The organism is Vibrio sp. vnigr-6D03 (assembly GCF_002835515.1).
Lineage (GTDB): Bacteria > Pseudomonadota > Gammaproteobacteria > Enterobacterales > Vibrionaceae > Vibrio > Vibrio penaeicida.
The window spans coordinates 387,779-406,802 of the sequence record NZ_PIZL01000001.1; the positions used below are offsets into that span (position 1 = coordinate 387,779).

Annotated in this window: 13 protein-coding genes; all 13 read right to left on the reverse strand. The window is 47.9% G+C overall.

Features of this window, described 5'->3' with window-relative positions:
- Window positions 1-65: 65 nt before the first annotated feature.
- The 13 genes from tssM to tssC all read right to left on the reverse strand — a co-directional run bounded on the left by tssM (window position 66) and on the right by tssC (window position 18,989).
- Entirely contained in the window at window positions 66-3,611 is a 3,546-nt protein-coding gene (gene tssM / locus CW749_RS01715; RefSeq protein ID WP_101110145.1) for a type VI secretion system membrane subunit TssM, read from the reverse strand.
- Window positions 3,612-3,626: 15 nt separating this feature from the next.
- Window positions 3,627-5,102, reverse strand: coding sequence for a type VI secretion system protein TssA (gene tssA / locus CW749_RS01720; protein ID WP_101110146.1), 1,476 nt, complete (start codon window positions 5,100-5,102; stop codon window positions 3,627-3,629).
- The gene (gene vasI, locus CW749_RS01725) at window positions 5,096-5,788 is read right to left on the reverse strand and encodes a type VI secretion system-associated protein VasI (RefSeq protein WP_180958298.1); all 693 of its coding nucleotides are present in this window, start codon (window positions 5,786-5,788) and stop codon (window positions 5,096-5,098) included. Before vasI ends, tssA begins: the two co-directional genes overlap by 7 nt.
- Window positions 5,788-7,338, reverse strand: coding sequence for a sigma-54 dependent transcriptional regulator (locus CW749_RS01730; RefSeq protein ID WP_180958299.1), 1,551 nt, complete (start codon window positions 7,336-7,338; stop codon window positions 5,788-5,790). Before CW749_RS01730 ends, vasI begins: the two co-directional genes overlap by 1 nt.
- A 1-nt stretch (window position 7,339) precedes the next feature.
- Complete coding sequence (tssH, locus tag CW749_RS01735; protein ID WP_101110149.1) at window positions 7,340-9,937, reverse strand: type VI secretion system ATPase TssH; 2,598 nt, start codon at window positions 9,935-9,937, stop codon at window positions 7,340-7,342.
- A gap of 95 nt (window positions 9,938-10,032) precedes the next feature.
- Window positions 10,033-10,812, reverse strand: a complete 780-nt coding sequence (gene icmH, locus CW749_RS01740) for a type IVB secretion system protein IcmH/DotU (RefSeq protein WP_101110150.1) — start codon at window positions 10,810-10,812, stop codon at window positions 10,033-10,035.
- Between the two features lie 2 nt (window positions 10,813-10,814).
- The gene (gene tssK, locus CW749_RS01745) at window positions 10,815-12,149 is read right to left on the reverse strand and encodes a type VI secretion system baseplate subunit TssK (protein ID WP_101110151.1); all 1,335 of its coding nucleotides are present in this window, start codon (window positions 12,147-12,149) and stop codon (window positions 10,815-10,817) included.
- Between the two features lie 2 nt (window positions 12,150-12,151).
- Window positions 12,152-12,622 (reverse strand): type VI secretion system lipoprotein TssJ, encoded by a 471-nt coding sequence (gene tssJ / locus CW749_RS01750; RefSeq protein WP_167404827.1) that lies wholly within the window; start codon window positions 12,620-12,622, stop codon window positions 12,152-12,154.
- Window positions 12,623-12,624: 2 nt separating this feature from the next.
- Entirely contained in the window at window positions 12,625-14,220 is a 1,596-nt protein-coding gene (gene tagH / locus CW749_RS01755) for a type VI secretion system-associated FHA domain protein TagH (protein WP_180958300.1), read from the reverse strand.
- A 71-nt stretch (window positions 14,221-14,291) separates the two neighbouring features.
- Window positions 14,292-15,275, reverse strand: coding sequence for a type VI secretion system baseplate subunit TssG (gene tssG, locus CW749_RS01760; protein WP_167404832.1), 984 nt, complete (start codon window positions 15,273-15,275; stop codon window positions 14,292-14,294).
- A gap of 32 nt (window positions 15,276-15,307) precedes the next feature.
- Complete coding sequence (tssF, locus tag CW749_RS01765; RefSeq protein WP_101110154.1) at window positions 15,308-17,071, reverse strand: type VI secretion system baseplate subunit TssF; 1,764 nt, start codon at window positions 17,069-17,071, stop codon at window positions 15,308-15,310.
- On the reverse strand, window positions 17,071-17,511 hold the full coding sequence (gene tssE / locus CW749_RS01770) for a type VI secretion system baseplate subunit TssE (protein WP_101110155.1): 441 nt from the start codon (window positions 17,509-17,511) through the stop codon (window positions 17,071-17,073). Before tssE ends, tssF begins: the two co-directional genes overlap by 1 nt.
- Entirely contained in the window at window positions 17,511-18,989 is a 1,479-nt protein-coding gene (gene tssC / locus CW749_RS01775; protein WP_101110156.1) for a type VI secretion system contractile sheath large subunit, read from the reverse strand. The genes tssE and tssC overlap by 1 nt, the downstream gene beginning before the upstream one ends.
- Between the last annotated feature and the right edge of the window lie 35 nt (window positions 18,990-19,024).

Below are 19,024 nucleotides of genomic sequence, written 5' to 3' on the forward strand. Positions count from 1 at the left end.
CCACGTACGACTAAAAAATCTAAGGGTGTTACCCCATTTAAGGGGTAGCCCTAGGGCCTGTTGGCCTAATACAAGGTTCCAGACAATCGGAACGAATCAAACAACCGTTCTTTGAACGGGTTCACCGACGCCTCTGAATACAAGCGATAAGACACATCTCCGCGATCAATCGCGAACTTGTAATCCACACTGGTCAAGCTTCCCCCGACCACTTCACTTTTGTCTAACAAGCGGAACAATGCCCATGGCCCTTTTCGTTCCAAACTTCTCGGCGACAAATTGCGCTTAGTCGGTACTAAGGTCACTTTCGATACCGAGCTTCCGCGTAGCGTGTTAGGCCAAATCAATTCCACGGTTTGTCGAGGTCCGTGGCTGTATTCCACGTACTGACCATCGATATTGATGACCGCGCGGCGCTTGTTCGATGTTAAGCGCACAGGCTCCAACGAGAACGCGACATCCAAGATGCCTTTGCGGTTAAAGAACGCACGCTGGATCTTTTTCGCTTGTTTTAGTTGTGCCAATACTTCTGGGCGAATCAGTGATTGCTGCGCCGAGTCTTCTGATATCGAAATGCCTTCTTCAATGAACATTTTCAGCTGTTCGTTGTAGAAGCTATCCAGCGTGCCACTAGGCGAGAAAAACTCTTCGAAGTCTTCTAACGCTACATCTTTGCGCGAACCTTGATCGAACGGATAGCGAGCTGCAAATTTCTCTTGGAATACCGAATACACGTCACGCTGCCAGCGAATCTCTAGGTGCTTGATGGCCTCTTGTTTCACCACATACCAACTTTCATCAGCGATTTTCGTCACCATGTTATCTAGCGGACTAGGTAAGCCCGACGCGATACGTTTTAGGGTGTAGATTGGGTCTGCATTACTCAGGCTAATACGCGCTTTGGTGGCATCCAATGCTGCACGACCAACGTCTGGTGCATCTTGGATGGCCTTCAAGTAATTCAGCAGTTGCACAACGGCGGTTTGTACTTCGTCGAAATACGCTGGTTGCGCACCTTGTGCATGCAGCATGGAGTTCAACTCAGAAAACGGCGCGTGAATCATGGACGCCACTTTGTATTTTGGCGACTTCAGCAACTCTTCTTTGGCTTCTTCATTTTCCGGTAATTCGCTGAATAAGCGCGTATTGTCTTCCAGTGCTTGAAGCAAGCGCGTGAAAGGTTGAGTACTGCCTGTTAAGTTATCCAGTACCAATACGGCGTTATTGATATCAACAAAGTACTTCACATCCACTTCGTTCAACGCATTACGCCACGTGTTGGTGTAGTCGACCACATACTGAGAGCGGATCTTGTTTTTAAGAGCAATCTTATCTGCCGCGCTGAATTCCGCCACTTGCGTTTGCCCAAGTACCCAACTGTCAATCAAAGCGAGTTCCGACACCGAATCCGATTGCTCGATGAAGTAACTATCGAAACCTTGTTTAGACAACATACGCGGGATCATTAGGTTATCGCTGTCGATAACACGCTCCTCAAACACCACATCAAATACCGGGCCTACTTGGTTACGCAGATTAATAGGCGCGCCAAGGTACGTCGATGAATTGGACTTCAAGTTACGGTAAACACGCTGTTCAATAGACATCGCACTCAAATCACGCTGTGCCTTCGCGATCATCCCTTCATAAGGACGAACCGAGGCAATCGCTGCTTGGTTGCCTTCCTTATACTGAGTCGCCAAATCGGTGTGGTTCATGGCGTAGTCTAAGTGCTCCAGCAAACGTTCTTGTGTGACACGATTACCCACAAACTGCTTTTGCCAGTTCTTAGAAAAGTAATCCATCACAAATTCTTTATAACGACCGCTTTTGTCGATCATCATTCGGAATACACGAAGTACTTCCAGTTGATGCTCTTCGTTTTCCGCGTTCGAGAGCTCTAAGGCGATATCTTTCATCAGTGAAGGTAGGTAACGACTTTCCAGCAACGCCAAATACGTTTGTTCCACCTTAGGACCAATCATGTGCCCTTGGTATAAACCCATATCGGAAATGTATTCAGGTTTTTCACGGAAGAAACCAAATTCCAGCGTCGCTTCACGAATGGTATCCAGCGGTTCTAAGATCTCTTTCTGATTTAGCTGCGAAAGATCCTCTGGGTACTTATTTCTGAACTCGTTCACCTTGGCCAATACGGCATCGGCTTGATTGACGTTTTTGATGTAGTACCCATGCCAACTACCAAACAGCATAAAGGTCGCAATCAAACACACCACGCACGAAAGGAACACAATTCTGCGCTTTTGCTTCGCAACTCGGAAGTTATCCGATGCCAAGCCAGCCTCGGGATACACAATTCGATTAAACAGCTTTTGCGTAAAGTAAACGGTGGAGTTTTTGGCATCTTGCGCGCGGTTGATCGCGTGGGTTAAGCCGTAGCGACGTGACGCAGCATCGTCGAACGCATTCGAAGGCACCCCTTGCTGGAATACTGAGGTAAAGTACACACCACGAACCAATGCCGAGGTTGAGAATTGATCGCTCCCTAAAGCATCTTGCAAGAATTCGTGGAGTACTTCTTTCAAACCCGAAATCTGGCGGGTAAAGCCATAAATACTGCGACGCTCTGCGTTATCCATCGTTTCAAGTAACGACAAAGGCAGCGACTCTTTAATGCGCTCGACAAAGCGGCTGTAGTCTTCACTAAATTCATGTAGCCACTTATCAAGGTTGTCGACGGAATCCAACGAGAAGGTAAAGCCCATCACTTCGTCGCGCTTACTTTTCGGGTAATGACGGAAGAAAGGTTCGAAACCGTGCAGCAAGTCCATTTTGGTTAGCGTGACGTACACAGGCATTCGAGTCGACAAGGTTTCCATCAACTCTCTAAGACGTGTGCGCAGCAAACTTGCATAGGCTTTACGGCTCGATGTTGTACCCGATGCTAACTGGGCAACATCAATGGCGATCACCACACCGTTTAGTGGGCGGCGGCTACGCGTGCGTTCCAACCATTCGATGAAGTGCATCCATAAGCGACGTTCCATTTGACCGTCGTTATCTTCATTGTTGTACCCCTGAGTTAACAGCTCACCATCAGGGTCTATCAATACGGACTCTTCGCCGATCCACCAGTCAAAGCTGTATGGATTTTCCGTCTTCTTACCCGATGCGCGCATCACGGTGGAGAACACAAAATTCTGACCAGAGCGGTTAATCAAACTGGTTTTACCAGCGTTTTCCAATCCAATAACCAAATACCAAGGCAGCGCATACAAATGATTGCGCTTGTTGAGGTTCTCCTTCATGTTGACCATGATTTGGTTTAGCTCAACCTCTTGCCTTTCTTCGTATTGAAGAATCGGATCGGCTTTCAACTGTTCGTCGCGTTTAATGCCAGCTTTAAAACGATTGAGCGCTTTCCATTGGTACATGCCCCAAAACGCCACACAGATCAGCGAGAAGATCACACTGGCGATCACGCGCGACATAATGGTCGAGAGCGGTTTGGTCTCTTGATACTCCAACATGGGACCCGCCCACCAAATGGCAACGATGATCAACACACACAATGCGACCATTAAAATCGGTATGGCCGACTTGAAGCTCTGACCCATTTTTTTAAGCAAGCCGCTGATAAACTTCCCCATGTTTCTTACCTTGTGTTATTCCGTTACGACGAATTGTTGTAATTGATTGATGAGCGATGGTTCCCAGTCTTCCACTTTAGATTTGATGACCGTTTGGTAAAGGGATTGATAGTGCTGATGCGCCATCGCTTCTAGCCCGTTGTTTGCTAATAAATCGGCGGTTAGCAGCCGCCAGTAAAATATGTCTCTTGGTTCTTTTGCTGACGCCAGCCCTTCATTAAGCATTGCCATAGCAACGGAAAGCCCCGCTTCTTTGGCCATCACAAACGCTTCTTCACGTTTATCATCCCAACTGTTAACAGACGACGCCGATTGAACACGCTCGTTAGAACGCAGCCAGTTTTTTGTCTCTTCATTTATGAACGGAACGCCGCCTTTAAAACTCATGGTGGCGAGTTCTGGGATGCGTTCGAGAAAATGTTGCGATTCTTCCAAAATGGCAGCAGCCCAAGTGGGTTGCCCAAGCTTTAGCGCGATTTGCGCACTGAGATGCTGACCATCAAACCAATACGGTGCGATGGTGAGGCTTTGTTCTACTTTGCGCCATAACGCCAAGTCCGGGTTACGTTGCAGTTGTTCGAGGTAATCACTCACACGCTCGCCCACCATAGGACGAAGCTGAGTTTCACCTTTGTGATTGGCATCCGGCGGTGTACTAATGGTCGACCAAACCGCAAAGCGACGCACTCGAATACTCAGCGCATGACCGTATTCAAACTCGGTGAGAAAATCCGCCACTTTTTGCAGCGACGCTTTCGTCGCTTTGTCATTCCCCGTATCAATAGAAACAGCGCGAGGCGATGTCGACGTACCACCATAAGAAGGCGAAGCGGAAGTAGTTTCTTGCGTCGCAGGCTGGCTCGGTGAAGACGGTAGATCTTGCAGCTTATTCGATTCCAGCCAACGTTCTAGCTTGCGAATGAACGCAATAAAATTCTCATCATCGAGTGACAGAGATTCCGCGGTAGCACTCCAAGCAATTTTTGCTTTCGCTATAGATTCGTTTTGTGCCTCTGAAACAGGAATCGTCCCTTTCACCAGCTTGTCTAGTGCCGCATCAAATCGCTGCAAAATCTGGCTAAAGAACTTTCTTCTTGGCAACAATCCACGAGCACCCGGGGCTGGGAAACAGGTTTCCCAATACGCCGCCATAAAGTCCGCTGTCACTTGAATGGAAAGGTTAAAACGAGAAACAGAGTTACTGTGGTGAAAACATTGGAGCAAATGCGCCAGTAACTTGAGATCCTTGGTCTTATTTTCCATCAAGGAAAGAATGCCTGTCTCCACTTCTTCCCAGCGAACGTCAGCGTGCGACAAAGAACCGACTTTCATCATTTGGCTTTCAACAAAATCGAAAACCGGATCGTCTAAGACTCTTTCCCCGACCGCGCTTTCTTCAGAAATTGGGGCACTCAGCTTGGCTCGGATCGCCTTATCATTCGCCAAGTTATCATCCATGATGTTCGTGTGTTGATCGTCCATGGCTACCATCGGCAAAGCTCCCTTAACTCCGAAAGGGTGTCTTTTGAATTCGGCGTCTCAAACACTAGGCCATCAATGCGTTCTGAATTCGAACGAACGTGGATTTGTTTTTGGCGTACCAGAGGTTTCAAAATACTGATAGCGGCCAATCCACGCCCCGAACGAAGGACCATGCCTTGTTCATCGAACGTCCAGCGTTGACGCTCCGATCCTAGCGAAACATCGGCGCGAGCCCCTTCTTGCTGATCTGGAAAAATGATCTCTAACCGAGAGATTTTCTTAATGCAGCTCGCCATGAGAACCACAGGTGCTTGTTCACTGTCGACTCGAGGCATGGAGTTCAACGTAAACCACAATGCTTTATCACCATTACCGTCGGTGGTTTCGTTACGAATCCACCCATAAGGTTCATCGCCGTTTTGCATATCTGAGCGGCGCGCTTCACTTTTCACAGCTCGCTGCCAAGGTTCTGGGCGCACCAAAGCCTTTGTGGTAGGCGCTTGGGTAATTGGCGTACCGAACAGCCCATCAAAACACGCCAAGCGATCAACTTTAGCTGAAATGGCACGGCAAGTTTGTGCTCGCTCCAGCAGCGACGTTTCTGTCACTTCCTGTGCTAACGCGTATCCTGAAAACGCTAGGCTACCGAGGCAACTAAGCAAAAAGCTGGCGATCGTGAGTGTGCGTTTAACCATCAGATATTGATCTCCAGTTTGGAACATTTGTCGGCCAATGTTCGCTTGGGTATCCCTAAACTCTCTGCCGCGCGAGATCGGTCTCCTTTGTACTGACGCAAACGCAGCGCAATAATTTTGGATTCGTAGCTTTTCACGGCAGAACGTAAATCCGAGATGGAAAGCAGAGTTTGTTCTTCATCCGGCACGTCATGGACATTGTCTTCATTGGCCGCCATTCCTGGAGAATCTTGAATGTAACGCCCCAATTCATCGGCCATAAGTTCATGACCGTTGTGCAGGTGCGCGCAGCCGAATTCGATCAAGTGGCGAAGCTCTCGCACGTTCCCAGGAAACGGGTATTGCATGAGCATATCCAGCGCTTTGAAATGAATACCGCGAACGCGAGTACCGTGGGTTTGGTTGAATTGGTCGATAAAGTGTTTTGCCAGAATCTCAACATCGCCCATGCGCTCTTTGAGGCTTGGGACAGACAAAGGGAATTGGTACAAACGGTAGTACAAGTCCTGTCTGAAGCTTTTTTCTTCAATTTTCTGACGAAGCTCAACATGCGTTGCCGCCACCAAACGGAAATCGGAACTCTGCTCTTTTTCAGCCCCCAAAGGGCGGTAAGTTCGGGTTTCTAGCACCCGCAGTAACTTCGCTTGAAGGATGGGAGGCATGTCGCCGATCTCATCCAGAAACAGCGTTCCGCCATCAGCTTGTGCAATCAAGCCCGGTTTGTTGGTGGTAGCACCAGAGAACGCCCCTTTGGTGTAGCCAAACAGCTCACTTTCTAACAAGTTTTCAGGGATGGCAGCACAGTTAATCGCCACCAGTGACTTATCACGACGAGAAGAAAGGTCGTGAATGGCAGACGCGACGACTTCTTTACCTGCCCCCGTTTCACCTTGAATCAATACCGTCATGTCAGATTGAGAGGCAGTGGCGATTTGCTCGCGCAGCTTTTTCATTGCCGTGCTGTCACCCACAAGCTTGTGCTTGATCGCATCCGACTGCTTTAAAATGGTTTGTGTTTTTTCAACGTAGGACAGTGACTCTTTAAGATTACTCTTCGAGACAGACGCTTCGTTCAACTCACTTAACCTTTCCCAATGACGAGTAAACAACGCCAAGAAGCGGTCGTAGTTAGATTGCCCGAGGGCGTTTTTCCAGCTGTCGACGTGAACCAAGTTCACCGACAAAGCCACAACCGCGCCGTGACGGCTAGGCAAAGGGGTCACTACGATTTTTTGATCCGGTCGGCAGCCTTCGATCAGTGAGGTGAAATTGCTGTCACCCTGCCAATACACAAGGTGCTCGTGATTAATGATTTTTTGCCCGCCATTTTGCAACACATGCGCAAATGGGCATTCAAAATCGGTGACATTCCAACAAAGATCAGGCACACGGTTTAGGGTCACCAACTGGCGACCGTCCGGTGTCACAGCAACAAAAAAGCTTTTGTCGACTTGCAAGTCTTGCTCTAACGTATCGAGCAAAACCTGCACCAGACCGGAGGCTTCTCTTGCGTTGACCAGTTTGTCGGAAACGTTAAGCCAATCCGCCATGCTATTCCACCTTACCGATGAATTCGCCATCTTGAGCACAAATGCTGATGTGCGATACAGGTTCTTGGTTGGCTAACTTTTCCAGTAATGCCAATGAAATCGGTGGCAACATTTGCCCTTCAATAATGGCTTCTAGCATTCGCGCACCATTTTCGGAGCGAGTGGTACGAGACAAGATCTCGTCGATAACGCTAGATGCAATATCCACAGTCGCCTTATAACGCTCGGTAAGCACAGACTCAAGGCGAGCCAATTTGCCATGCACGATTTTCTCCATCACCTCTTCGCCTAATGGCAAGTAAGGCACCACTTCCATACGCGCCAGTAGAGCTGGCTTAAAGAACGCGGCGAGTTCTGGGTACAACGCATCGTCCATTTCATCGGTGCGGTCGGCGTAATCGACAATAGTTTGGAAGCCAAGGTTAGACGTTAAGAAGAACACGATGTTTTGGCAGTCAATCAGACGCCCTTCTCCATCCGCTAACTCGCCTTTGTCGAACGCTTGATAGAACAAGTTCAGTACTTCTGGGTGTGCCTTTTCGACTTCATCAAGCAATACGACGGAGTACGGCATTTTACGAATGGATTCCGTTAACACACCGCCTTCACCGAAGCCTACGTAGCCCGGAGGAGACCCAATCAAACGCGATACCGTGTGTTTCTCTTGGTACTCAGACATGTTGATCGTGGTAAGGAATCGCTTGCCGCCGTACAACTCTTCAGCAAGTTGCACCACGGTTTCGGTTTTACCAACACCACTTGGTCCTACAAGTAGGAACGCGCCTTTCGGTCTGCCGGGTCTTCTTAAGTCGGCACGAGCCGTTAGTAGGTGTTTGTGAATTCGCTGAATCGCCACATCCTGACCTTTAATGGCTTTTTCAAGAATGTCGGGTAAATGAGTCAGCTTCGTCAGCTCATCGGTGTTCATTTGATCGATCGGCACACCTGTCCAGTCGGCAATCACTTCGGCAACTTGCTGCTCATCGACTTCCGGGTGAATGAGGCGATCATTAAACGGTGTCTGCTCGAGTTCTTCGTACATGACTTCAAGTGCTTGCTTCGTTTCCTCAAGCTCTTCTGGTGCTAATTCATCAGAAAGCAGCTTGGTACGAAGTTCGATCATGTGATTGATCAAATCGCGCTGTTTTACCCATGCACGCTCAGTTTCGTGGAATTCGGCTTGGCATTCTTCGTCTTTAGCAATAAGCGTGGCAAGGCGCTCTTCATCAATCGATTGCCCGATCTGAAGTTGGCGTTCCAGCATTTTGCGCTCCAACTCGTATTGATGTTGAAGTGTTTCCAGTTCAGACATTCGGGCGGGCGGCGTACTGAGGTTAATGGAAATACGCGCACAAGCGGTGTCTAAAACATCAATCGCTTTATCCGGTAGTTGACGACCAGACACATACCTTGCCGACAAATGAGAAGCCGCTTTCAACGCGCTGTCTGAAATGAGTACCTGATGATTTTTCTCATACACTTCGCACAATCCACGAAGGATATCGACGGTTTGATCTGCCGAAGGCTCGTCTAACTTCACCAATTGGAAACGGCGGCTAAGCGCTGGATCTTTCTCGAAGTATTTTTTGTATTCTTTCCACGTTGTGGCGGCTACGGCGCACAATTCACCCCTTGCTAGCGCAGGTTTTAACAGGTTAGCAGCGTCGCCGCCTCCTTCCTGATTGCCCGCACCGATTAGAGTGTGTGCTTCGTCGATGAACAAAATAATGGGCGTCGGTGAAGATTTCACTTCATCAATGATGGATTTAAGGCGTTTTTCAAATTCGCCTTTCACGGCTGCGCCTGCTTGAAGCAGACCAAGATCTAAGCTCATCAGTTCGATGTTTTTCAGCTTATCCGGCACTTTTCCATCAATAATACGCAGCGCCAAACCCTCGACCACAGCACTTTTACCAACACCTGCATCGCCCACCACAATTGGGTTGTTTTTTCGGCGACGACAAAGAATGTCGATCATCAGATTGATTTCTTCATCACGGCATAACACTGGATCCAATTCTTGGTTTCGTGCTTGTGCCGTGACGTTGGCGCAGTATTTGTCTAGTGCTCGGTTTCCATCATTCGATACAGGGGCTTTGCCTTTTTTCCCAGAAGCCTCAACAGGCGTCTCGGAAGAATCTTTAAGAATAGTGAAGAATTCGCGACGAATGGTTTCACGGTTTAAACGATCAAATCGCTTAGATAAGGTGACAGGTAAGTAACGATCGGGGCGCATGATGGCGGTTAAGAAGATAACGCCAGAACGAAGGTGATCAAGGTTCATTTCGGTCGACGCCAACAACCAAGCATCTTGCAACAACTCAATCAGGAGCGGCGAAAAAACAGGGTACGTATCGTGACCCGTTTCACGCGGAAAAGCGCCATGCACCATGTCTTGAATTTCATGATGATCGGTATCGCTGCTGCGCAGGATTTCACGTACGTCGCTCAGTGGGTTATCCAGCAACACATGCAGGTAATGCTCAAACGTCACTTCTGAATGTTCATGTTCTAAACACAGTGAAGCCGCTTGTTCGAGGGCTAACTTGCTCTGTTCGTTCAGTTTACTGATTAATGTTGGGAGTTCGATTCGAATCACGGCGCAACCTTTGACATTGAAAATTAAAAATAAAATCTATTGGTCTTTTTGGGCTATAACGGTTGAGATATAACGTTTTAGCTATAGCATTTGTTTTATAAAATTTGGTTTAGCTGGCTCAGTACGTCGAGTGACTTGCTGTGCAGCAGATAGCGATAAACAAAAAACACCACAGCCCAAAGCCCAGCAAAGCCTGCGAAAATCAGCCATATCGGCATTTGGCGGCTTAGTCGGTATTTGGTCGCTACCACGTGATCTGTCGCGCTGGTTAGCTCTTCTGGCTCTTTGTCATCCAACCTTGAAAGCGTTTCATACAGCTTGATGGCGACGCGTTCTCGTTCTTCTTTCCCGCCTTCCACCACTTTGTATTTACCTTCAAACCCGAGCATCAGGCAGAGGTAAATAAACTCCAGCAAATCGCGATATCTTGGTGGATCGCTCAGTAAGCGATTCAGAATGGTGAAGACCTTTTCCCCACCCCATGTTTCGTTGTGAAAACGAGTTAACAGCGAATGCTCCGCCCACGAGCTGTCGGCACCCCATGGCGTGCTCATGACCGCTTCATCCAACACGGCGCAGAGCACATAGCGATAGGCCATGATCATGGCGTGTTCGATATCGGCTTGAACCAACTCCATCTCGATGGCTTTGATTTCTTCTTGTGCCTGTTTATAAATGGTTTCAATGTTTTCACATTGCGCCAAAGAGCGAATACGAAGCGACAAACCCAGCAAAGGGGTAGCCGCATCGACCATTTTGTTTTGGTTGTCTCCACGCAGCTTGAACCAGTAATCCTGATCCGCATCGATGCTCTTTACTTCATCAAACAGAAGTTCGTCGTAACGGTCTTTATTGAATTCTTCAGTGACGATCATGATTAACTCCTAATGGCCCAGAACTGCAGGTCCAATTCGTCAAACTCACCAGCAACATGGAAAGCAAACCCACTGGCGTTTTGCAGCATGCGCCACGCTTCGCTGGTTTTGTCCAATTGGTAGTAGGTGTAACCTGCGTGGTATGGCAATTGCCTTGGTGCAACGGGTAATGGGTTGACGGGAACGCCCGGAAGCTGCAATGAGATAAGCTCGCGGATTTTTTCAACCGAAGCGACTTTGGTTTGCTGCACAAACAGACGACGCAAATCTTCCAAAGGCATGCGCGCGCGAACGGCCAAAATGAAATCGGCAGACTCCAGCAAGCTTTGATCTTGGATAGGTGCAACCATAAGCCCGTAACGGCGTTTTTGTAGCTGAATCGACACCGCTCTTGGTTCCAGCACAATGCTGAGAGACTGGCGCAATTTGAGCATCAAAGACTGAAATGATTCGGTCGGCATTTCATGTTGGTACACCGTAAATTGCGGAGGCATGCGGCTTTCGTCTGTGAACGTGGCCAGCTCACCACAAATGGCACTGAGCGATTCGTATAAGCGCTCTGGGTGTAAGCTTCTTAACGATGACAAATGCTGAAGTTGCGGTTGCAAACGGTTAAGTGATTGCAGCAACATAAAATCGGAGACATCGGCAACACCACCTTGACTTGGCGAACCAATTCGCTGGGCGATATTTTTTGCACGTTCGCGCATTAATCCCGACATTTCGCTGATGAATCGGTGCAAATGCGGAACACCGACAACATTGAAATGACAAGGCACAAAGTCTGGATCCAGCATAACGCTGCCATCGGGTCTCTTTTCTAGAATCCTCGCAATAGCAACGGAAGCAAATGCGCTTCGATCTTGTTTTTCTAACATTAAGCGCGGCTGTACAGGTGACACATCCAAGACGGTGCTGTCCCCTTGAGGCGTATGCACATCGCGTACTTCTTGCTTACGAGCAGTATATCGCCCGGTTCCTTGAGAATCAGGAAAGCTGATTTCAGCTAACGAATCACTGCGAAGCGGTAACGCGAGATACACTATCTGGTTAGCGAGAGAATCGTCGGTGATTTCCAGCGCTTCGGGCATGAGATCTTCTTGAGGAATTCGGAAGACGGTGCCATCGGGCATCACGCCAACCGCTCGCTCTATGGCAATGCGACCAAAGCTTAGGTATTCCGGATTCAGCGACAGCTCTGACACCCCAAATAGGTATTGGCTGGCAGATGACACTCGCTCATCTAACGCGTATTCCATGTAACGTTGTTGTTGCTGGAAATGCTGTGGCTTAATGAATAATCCTTCGCTCCAAACGACTCTATTCCGTGAATACATACTCACTCAACCTTATCTAACTTAATGTCGTAATCTTTAAACAGCATCAGCAAGTGGTACTTCCGACCTAAATTGATGATCTTCACTGCTTTTTTCCATTCGCTCAGTTCTGGCTCGGCAAACTTCGCTAACACGCCGATGTAGCGGGTGTCTTCATCCACCACTACATCGTCGACGTACTTAAATTGACCTGGCGTCAATACGTAGTCGTATACCTGTATGTAATTGCTTTTTAATACCTTTTTGTGATCTTCATTGATCTGATCAAAATCCGCAGACATGAACATGGAGTCATCCACCAGCTCAAAGACCTGAACTTCAACGGGGGACGATTCGCCAAACACATTGGGGTTCACCCCTTCATCTGCCACCATGCTGAACGACACGACAGATGGTAGCTCTCTAACATCTTCACTAGAGCTACACCCTACTAGCAGCAAAACGCCCAAAAATATGGACAGCATTTGTCTCACGATCACGACTCCATCTGTTTCTCACGAAGTAAGCGGTCATACGCTTGATCGAACACTTCCCAGAACAACTTCTCAAAGCCTTGCTGACGATCGGAAGTCAGTTCTTTGTAGTAGCTTTGGTACATTTCCCACGCCCACGCGTCGGTGTTCTGTTCTGGGGTTTGGTAAGAGCGGCGGTAATTTTCAAATCGCTTCATCAATACTTCTGGTGAAAATGCGCGTACGATTTGCCCGAGCGCTAACGTTGTGGCCATTTGCACGACATCGTTGTGATCTTTCTGGTTTTTCAAACTTTCAGATATCGCAGAAGGCGCTGATAGGTGAACCGCACCAGGGTTGGTATTGAATAGGGTTTTCACCGTGTCTTCATAAGACATACCTAAACGAAGCGGGTTGTCTTCTATCGGTTGTAGGTTCTTGTTGATCACCCCGTAGCGGCTGTTATCCACGTGTTGGTGCAAATCCAGTAAACCTTTCACTGCAGCTTGCAGTGCTGCCCCCATTTCTTCGGATGTCATTTGCACATCACCAGAGTGGTGCGAAGGAGTCACCGATACGCCTAGCCCACGAAATAACGGGCCAGACAATAGGTGGTTGTTTTCATCGCCAAGCGGCATATCCGCTTTGAATTGTTCATTTTGGGCGATTTCTTCTTCTAATAAATCTAGGGTTTTATCGTCCATCTTGTAGCCCTCTGTTCTGAACGCGTTTTGTGCACCAGTCTCTTCTGCCAAGAGCTGATCATAGGTGTTAGTTGAAGGCTGAGATGTCTCAACCGGATTCGATTTGGCAGACACTGCTGCTGACTCCGCTCCCGTTACGGGTGAGGAGTTTGAAATGTTTGGTTCTAACTTTTCTGCATCTGGCTTTGAGTTTGCAGATTCTTGTTCTGATTCCGCAGGATCTGATTTGGAAAAAAATGAAAATGGATTAAATCGACTGCGCTTTTTCAGCTTTATTGCAGAAGAAATTTCATATTCACTGTCGGCTTGAAGCGTCGGTTTTTCACGGCTTTCCGGCTCTTCATCCGCCAGTAGCCTATTCGCTTCAATTTGGTCGTCTGACAGTTTTTCTTCTTCTTCGGCGTATAGCCTTTCGCTTTTCGCGGTGGTGTCTCCACCATCTAATACATCGAGTGGGTCGATGTACGTGATTTCTTCAGGTACGGATAGGCTTTCATCCGAGTCAGGATCGCCTTTCACTAAGGCAGCATCTTCTATAAACAGTTGCTCAAGAGACTGATTGTGTGACGACATGCTAGAGTGGCTAACTCCGCTAACCACCATCAACTCATAGACGCCAATTTTAAGGGAGTCTTTGGTGGTGATTTGCGCCATTTTCCCCACGCCAATCGGCATCGTTGCGCCATTAACGTAGGTTTTTCCGCTGAGGTCTTTGACACAAAAATGGCTGTCGTACACCAAGATTTCGCAATGGCTGCCTTGCACCTCTCGGCTTTGGTCTTGCAAAACCCAAAACGCGCTCGGGCTCGAACCAATCACCCCGCCCTCTTCCGTAAATTCACAGGAAGGGGTGAGCCCTGGTTCCAATTCTTTGGTGTTTGATACCATCAAATTAAGACGTTTATTCTGTTCCACTTCCATGCCTCTATTAACTAACCTGAGCTCTCTGCTGCCTAATCTGACTTTCTATTACCTAGCCCGACTTTCTATTGTCGAACTTGAATCGTGACACTCTGTTTGGTGTCACCTTCGCCCAAGAACGTCGACCACCCCAAAGGCATGTCGACCTTGCTGTCCAATACCATGGCAGACACCGCGCCTTCTTCGAGCTGCAGTTCTAAGTCGTACGCCATTTGCTCTCGCAGTACGAATTCCACCACTTTGCAAAGTGGCTGATATTCTTTGCCTGTTGGCAGAAAATCTCTGAACCTTTCTTGGCTCAACCCTTTCAATACCAAGGTGAATTTGCCGTTACACTCTGTCACTCGTTCACCGATAACGGTGTTGTCGCCCAAATTCATGTTCGCCATGCCCAACTGCATTTGTTGGTTCAAGCGAATGTCCACTTTCCTTTGTACCCACTGGCGAATGTCCACGTCTTCAATATCGAAGCAATGAGCAATGATCCCCGACACCACTTGCGGTGAACGGCTGCGCCCAGCCAGCATTCCGGCGTAAGAGAGCATCTTGCACCAGTTGATCGGCGTTTCGCCGCGCATGTCCGGGTCCGCCAACCCGACCAAGGCAAATAACTGAGCCGAAAAGTCGTCGCTCGCGCCTTCTTGAAATCGAATGTAGTAGCGGTACTTCCGCCAAATGCGGTACACCAGCGTGATCATTCGGTTATTAAAGAAGTCGAGAAACGGTCCTCTTAAACCAAATTCGCCCTCTGTTAACACTTGCTCCAGCAAGTACCCTGGCAAAGGAGATTGCGAGCCGGTTAACCCTAAAAAGGTGGTTTCTAACTCCAATCTGTCATCGTGTTTTTGGTCCAAGCCAGAGACATCTGACGTAGAAAAACCTAAGCTCGGATTCGACTTAAACACGAACTGACATTGCCTTTCCCAGTCTTCATCTTCTGGATCGTGCTCGCTCAGTTGCAGCAGCAATTCCACCAATTGGTAGAAGTTGAAACTTTTTACATCAATGTCAGTTAGATCGATGTCTGTTACTTCATTTATGTCTGTCATTTCATCCCGAATTGACTCAACCATTGTCGATCTCATATCAGTGGCTGCATTCCATGCTGATTACCCCAGCTGTACTCTTCACGACTTTCTGCATTCACCACCACTAATTCATGGAATGAGTTGATGCTGGCGTACAAAGCGAAAAACTGACTCAAAACTGTGCCAAACAAGTACAAATCTCCTTCGGATCCGAATGCGTTTGGATCCATGGTGATTTTTGAGAGCAAACCCCGAACAGGCATGCCTTTAATGAGCTTGTCGAGAGGCTCGGATTCGATAGAGACAATGCCTTCCATACGTTGGCGAGAAATACGCGCGGCTTGCTGATCCACTAAAGAGCGAAAATCGTAAGCGCGAAGGACCGAGCACAGCGCTTTCTTATCAAGAAGCGATAAGTAGTTGAGAGATAAATTTGAGATCAATGTCCACAGCAAACTGCCGTCCAATACCGGGCGCAAGGTTTGCGTGGGGATCGTAATATTTTCGAAATCGGCAAACGGAGGAGATGTGTCGGTGCTTACGCATATGTCACCCACGCCCAACTCCGCCGGTAACTGGCGATTGGTGCACGTGAGCTCTAACGTAACCGCTTCATCCTGCAAGTAACCTGTCGTTTCATCACCCCGTACAAACGAGATGAAATGATCGAATCCATCCTTGCGAATGCTGTCTTTTACTCGAACACGGTAGTAAAGAGCGAGACGCTTACGCGCCAATTCAATTTCATGCTGAAAGCTTTCAAACGGGGTGTAAACACGGCGCTGACCGCGGATTCGACCATCGGAGGTTTCTTGCCAACCTTCGACATGATCAACACTGAAAATTTCATAGTGCCTTGGGTAACGGCTGGATGGCGACAAACGGTATTCAGGGCGCTTGCCCGTTAAATCAATCGGATCGGCATCGTGCTTAAATAAGTTCACAATAGGTGTGGCGTATAACGTAAAGCTTTCACCGGTCACTTGCGTGCTGCCAGGCAAGGTTTGGGTGAAATTAAAGCGAATCGTAAACTTGCCTGCTACATGATCCGGAATGTAACGCCCGATATGCTTAAGTTCGAAGAAATGAAAGGACTCTGGAAACGCCAAGTATTCTTGAAATATGCGGTAACCCTGATAAACATTTTTTGGGTATGGCAGTAAGCCGTCGTTATCAAACCCAACGACATCAAACACATCTTTTGGTACCTTAACGCTGCCGCCTTCATACTCCACTTCAATAGAATCGATATAGTGCCCAAGCCAAAGATACAGATTCTGTGCGCTGTAGGTGTCGCCACCCAAATAGAAACGCAGCGAATCCAGCTCGATCGACTTAACCGAATCGTCCTTATTGATCATCGACATCTCAAGCGAGACTTTACTGGCATCTTTCGTATGCACAGCAGAGACGCGATCGCACACTAACGGGTAAATCTCAACATCTCGACATGTGCGAAATTGGCACGCTGTATCTAACACGGGAATAGAATCCACTGTTGTGGATTTTTTGATGATCTGACGTGTACTGAAGTTACCTTTAGGGCTGAACTTTAGGATGCTCATGCTTGGGATTGGACGAAGGTAATTCGGCCAAAGCATGTTGATGATGGAGTGAGTTAACTCTGGAAATTCATCTTCGACTTTCTCTCTCAGCTTACCGGTTAGAAACGCGAAGCCTTCGAGTAGGCGCTCGACATCTGGATCGGTGTTCCGACCATTCAAAAAGCGAGAAAGTTGAGGATGAATCTCGGTAAATTGTTTCCCTTGGTCTTTTAAAAACGCCAGCTCATCTCTGAAATATTTGTCTTGTGCCACTAGGTTACTACTCGGTATTTTCTATTATTATCAAGGAGTAAATTAATTTTTACTCTTTCATGAACGGCGGAAGTGTCTATGGTTGCTGCCACGCTAAATCGCAAATTAAGCGGTTCTGCCTCGTCTTGAATCACAAGAACGTCGACTTCTTTCAGCCTTGGCTCAAATTCCTCTAAGCATCGCTTTATAGACAGCTTCACTCGAATGGAAAGGTCCAGCATCGCCATGGTGGCATCGTTAAAATCCACTAAGCCCAGATTCGGAGAGCTCAATGACTCTCCGATTCTGGTATTCAGAATGTTAGACACATTCCGTTTAATGGAACGAAGCACCTCAGCGGAATCGGGTCCTTTCGAAAGTGACATGGGTTTAGCGTCAGCCTCTAAACGCTCAAAGAGGCTGACACCATAAACACTTTCTTCTGGGGCGATGTATCCCATTAGGCTTGATCCAAGCGTCCTACTAGAGACAACTCAAAGTTCGCACCCATGTACTTGAAGTGAGGACGAACCGACAGCGACACCTGGTACCAGCCTGGCTCGCCTTCAACGTCATGTACTTCGATAGCGGCTGCACGAAGTGGACGACGGCTACGTACGTCTGCTGGCGGGTTCTCTTGGTCGGCAACGTATTGCTTGATCCAACCATTGAGTTCACGCTCAAGATCTTGACGCTCTTTCCAAGCACCAATTTGCTCGCGCTGAAGCACTTTAATGTAGTGCGCAAGGCGGTTGATGATCATCATATAAGGCAGCTGAGTACCCAACTTGTAGTTGGTTTCCGCTTCTTTGCCTTCTTTGGTGTTCGGGAAGATCTTTGGTTTTTGGATAGAGTTTGCAGAGAAGAATGCTGCGTTATCGCTACCTTTACGCATGGTTAGCGCGATAAAGCCTTCTTCAGCCAATTCGAATTCTTTACGGTCTGTGACCAGAACTTCGGTTGGGATCTTAGATTGCAGTGCACCCATTGACTCGTAAACGTGAACTGGCAAGTCTTCAACAGCACCACCACTTTGTGGACCAATGATGTTCGGACACCAGCGGTATTTCGCAAAGCTGTCGGTTAGACGAGTGGCAAAAGCAAACGCTGTGTTACCCCATAGGTAGCTTTCATGCGAGTTGCTCACATTTTCTTCGTAAGAGAAGGACTTAACCGGGTTTTCCGTTGGATCGTAAGGGACACGAAGAAGGAAACGTGGCGCAGTCAAACCTAGGTAACGCGCATCTTCCGACTCACGCAACGAACGCCATTTGGTGTACTTAGGCCCTTCGAAAGTAGACTTAAGATCTTTCAGGTTAGGCAGTTCTTCAAACGAATCGATGCCAAAGAACTCAGGACCAACACTTGAAATAAATGGTGCGTGTGCCATCGCACCCAACGAGCCCATGTATTGAAGTAACTTCATGTCTGGTGTTGATGGCGTGAAGGAATAGTTACCAATGATGACGCCTGTTGGCTCACCACCAAACTGACCATAACCAGAAGAGTAAACGTGCTTGTACAAGCCTGATTGAGTTGTTTCTGGTGCGAATTCAAAATCGTCCAAAAGCTCCGCTTTCGTCACGTGCAATAGGTCGATTTTGTTGTTTTCATTAAAATCGGTGCGGTCTACCATTAATTTCAGACCACGCCATGATGATTCTAGGTTTTGGAAACCATCATCATGAAGAATTTCATCAACTTGAGCGCCTATTTTTTTATCGAGTTCAACCAGCATTTGGTCGACCAGCGCTTTGTTTACTGGCTCTTCTGTGCGGTTGGATCCAACGAGGTTCTCGATAAACGCTGCCACACCTTTTTTAGCAATATCGTATGCTTCTTCGTTCGGTGCGATGCGCGTTTGCGCCATGATTTCATCAAGTAAATTGCCTTGCTGCTGTTCAATCGTTCTTTCTACAGCGACTTCATTTGTTGTCATCGGAATTATCCTTTCGTTCCTGTTTTTCACGCTGG

Bases quoted from the DNA above. Each gene is read 5' to 3' on its own strand.
- tssE (WP_101110155.1), bottom strand. From the start codon at position 17,511: ATGGGATACATCGCCCCAGAAGAAAGTGTTTATGGTGTCAGCCTCTTT.
- tssG (WP_167404832.1), bottom strand. From the start codon at position 15,275: ATGACAGACATAAATGAAGTAACAGACATCGATCTAACTGACATTGAT.
- tssA (WP_101110146.1), bottom strand. From the start codon at position 5,102: ATGGTAGCCATGGACGATCAACACACGAACATCATGGATGATAACTTG.
- icmH (WP_101110150.1), bottom strand. From the start codon at position 10,812: ATGATCGTCACTGAAGAATTCAATAAAGACCGTTACGACGAACTTCTG.
- vasI (WP_180958298.1), bottom strand. From the start codon at position 5,788: ATGGTTAAACGCACACTCACGATCGCCAGCTTTTTGCTTAGTTGCCTC.
- tssM (WP_101110145.1), bottom strand. From the start codon at position 3,611: ATGGGGAAGTTTATCAGCGGCTTGCTTAAAAAAATGGGTCAGAGCTTC.
- tssC (WP_101110156.1), bottom strand. From the start codon at position 18,989: ATGACAACAAATGAAGTCGCTGTAGAAAGAACGATTGAACAGCAGCAA.
- CW749_RS01730 (WP_180958299.1), bottom strand. From the start codon at position 7,338: ATGGCGGATTGGCTTAACGTTTCCGACAAACTGGTCAACGCAAGAGAA.
- tssK (WP_101110151.1), bottom strand. From the start codon at position 12,149: ATGTATTCACGGAATAGAGTCGTTTGGAGCGAAGGATTATTCATTAAG.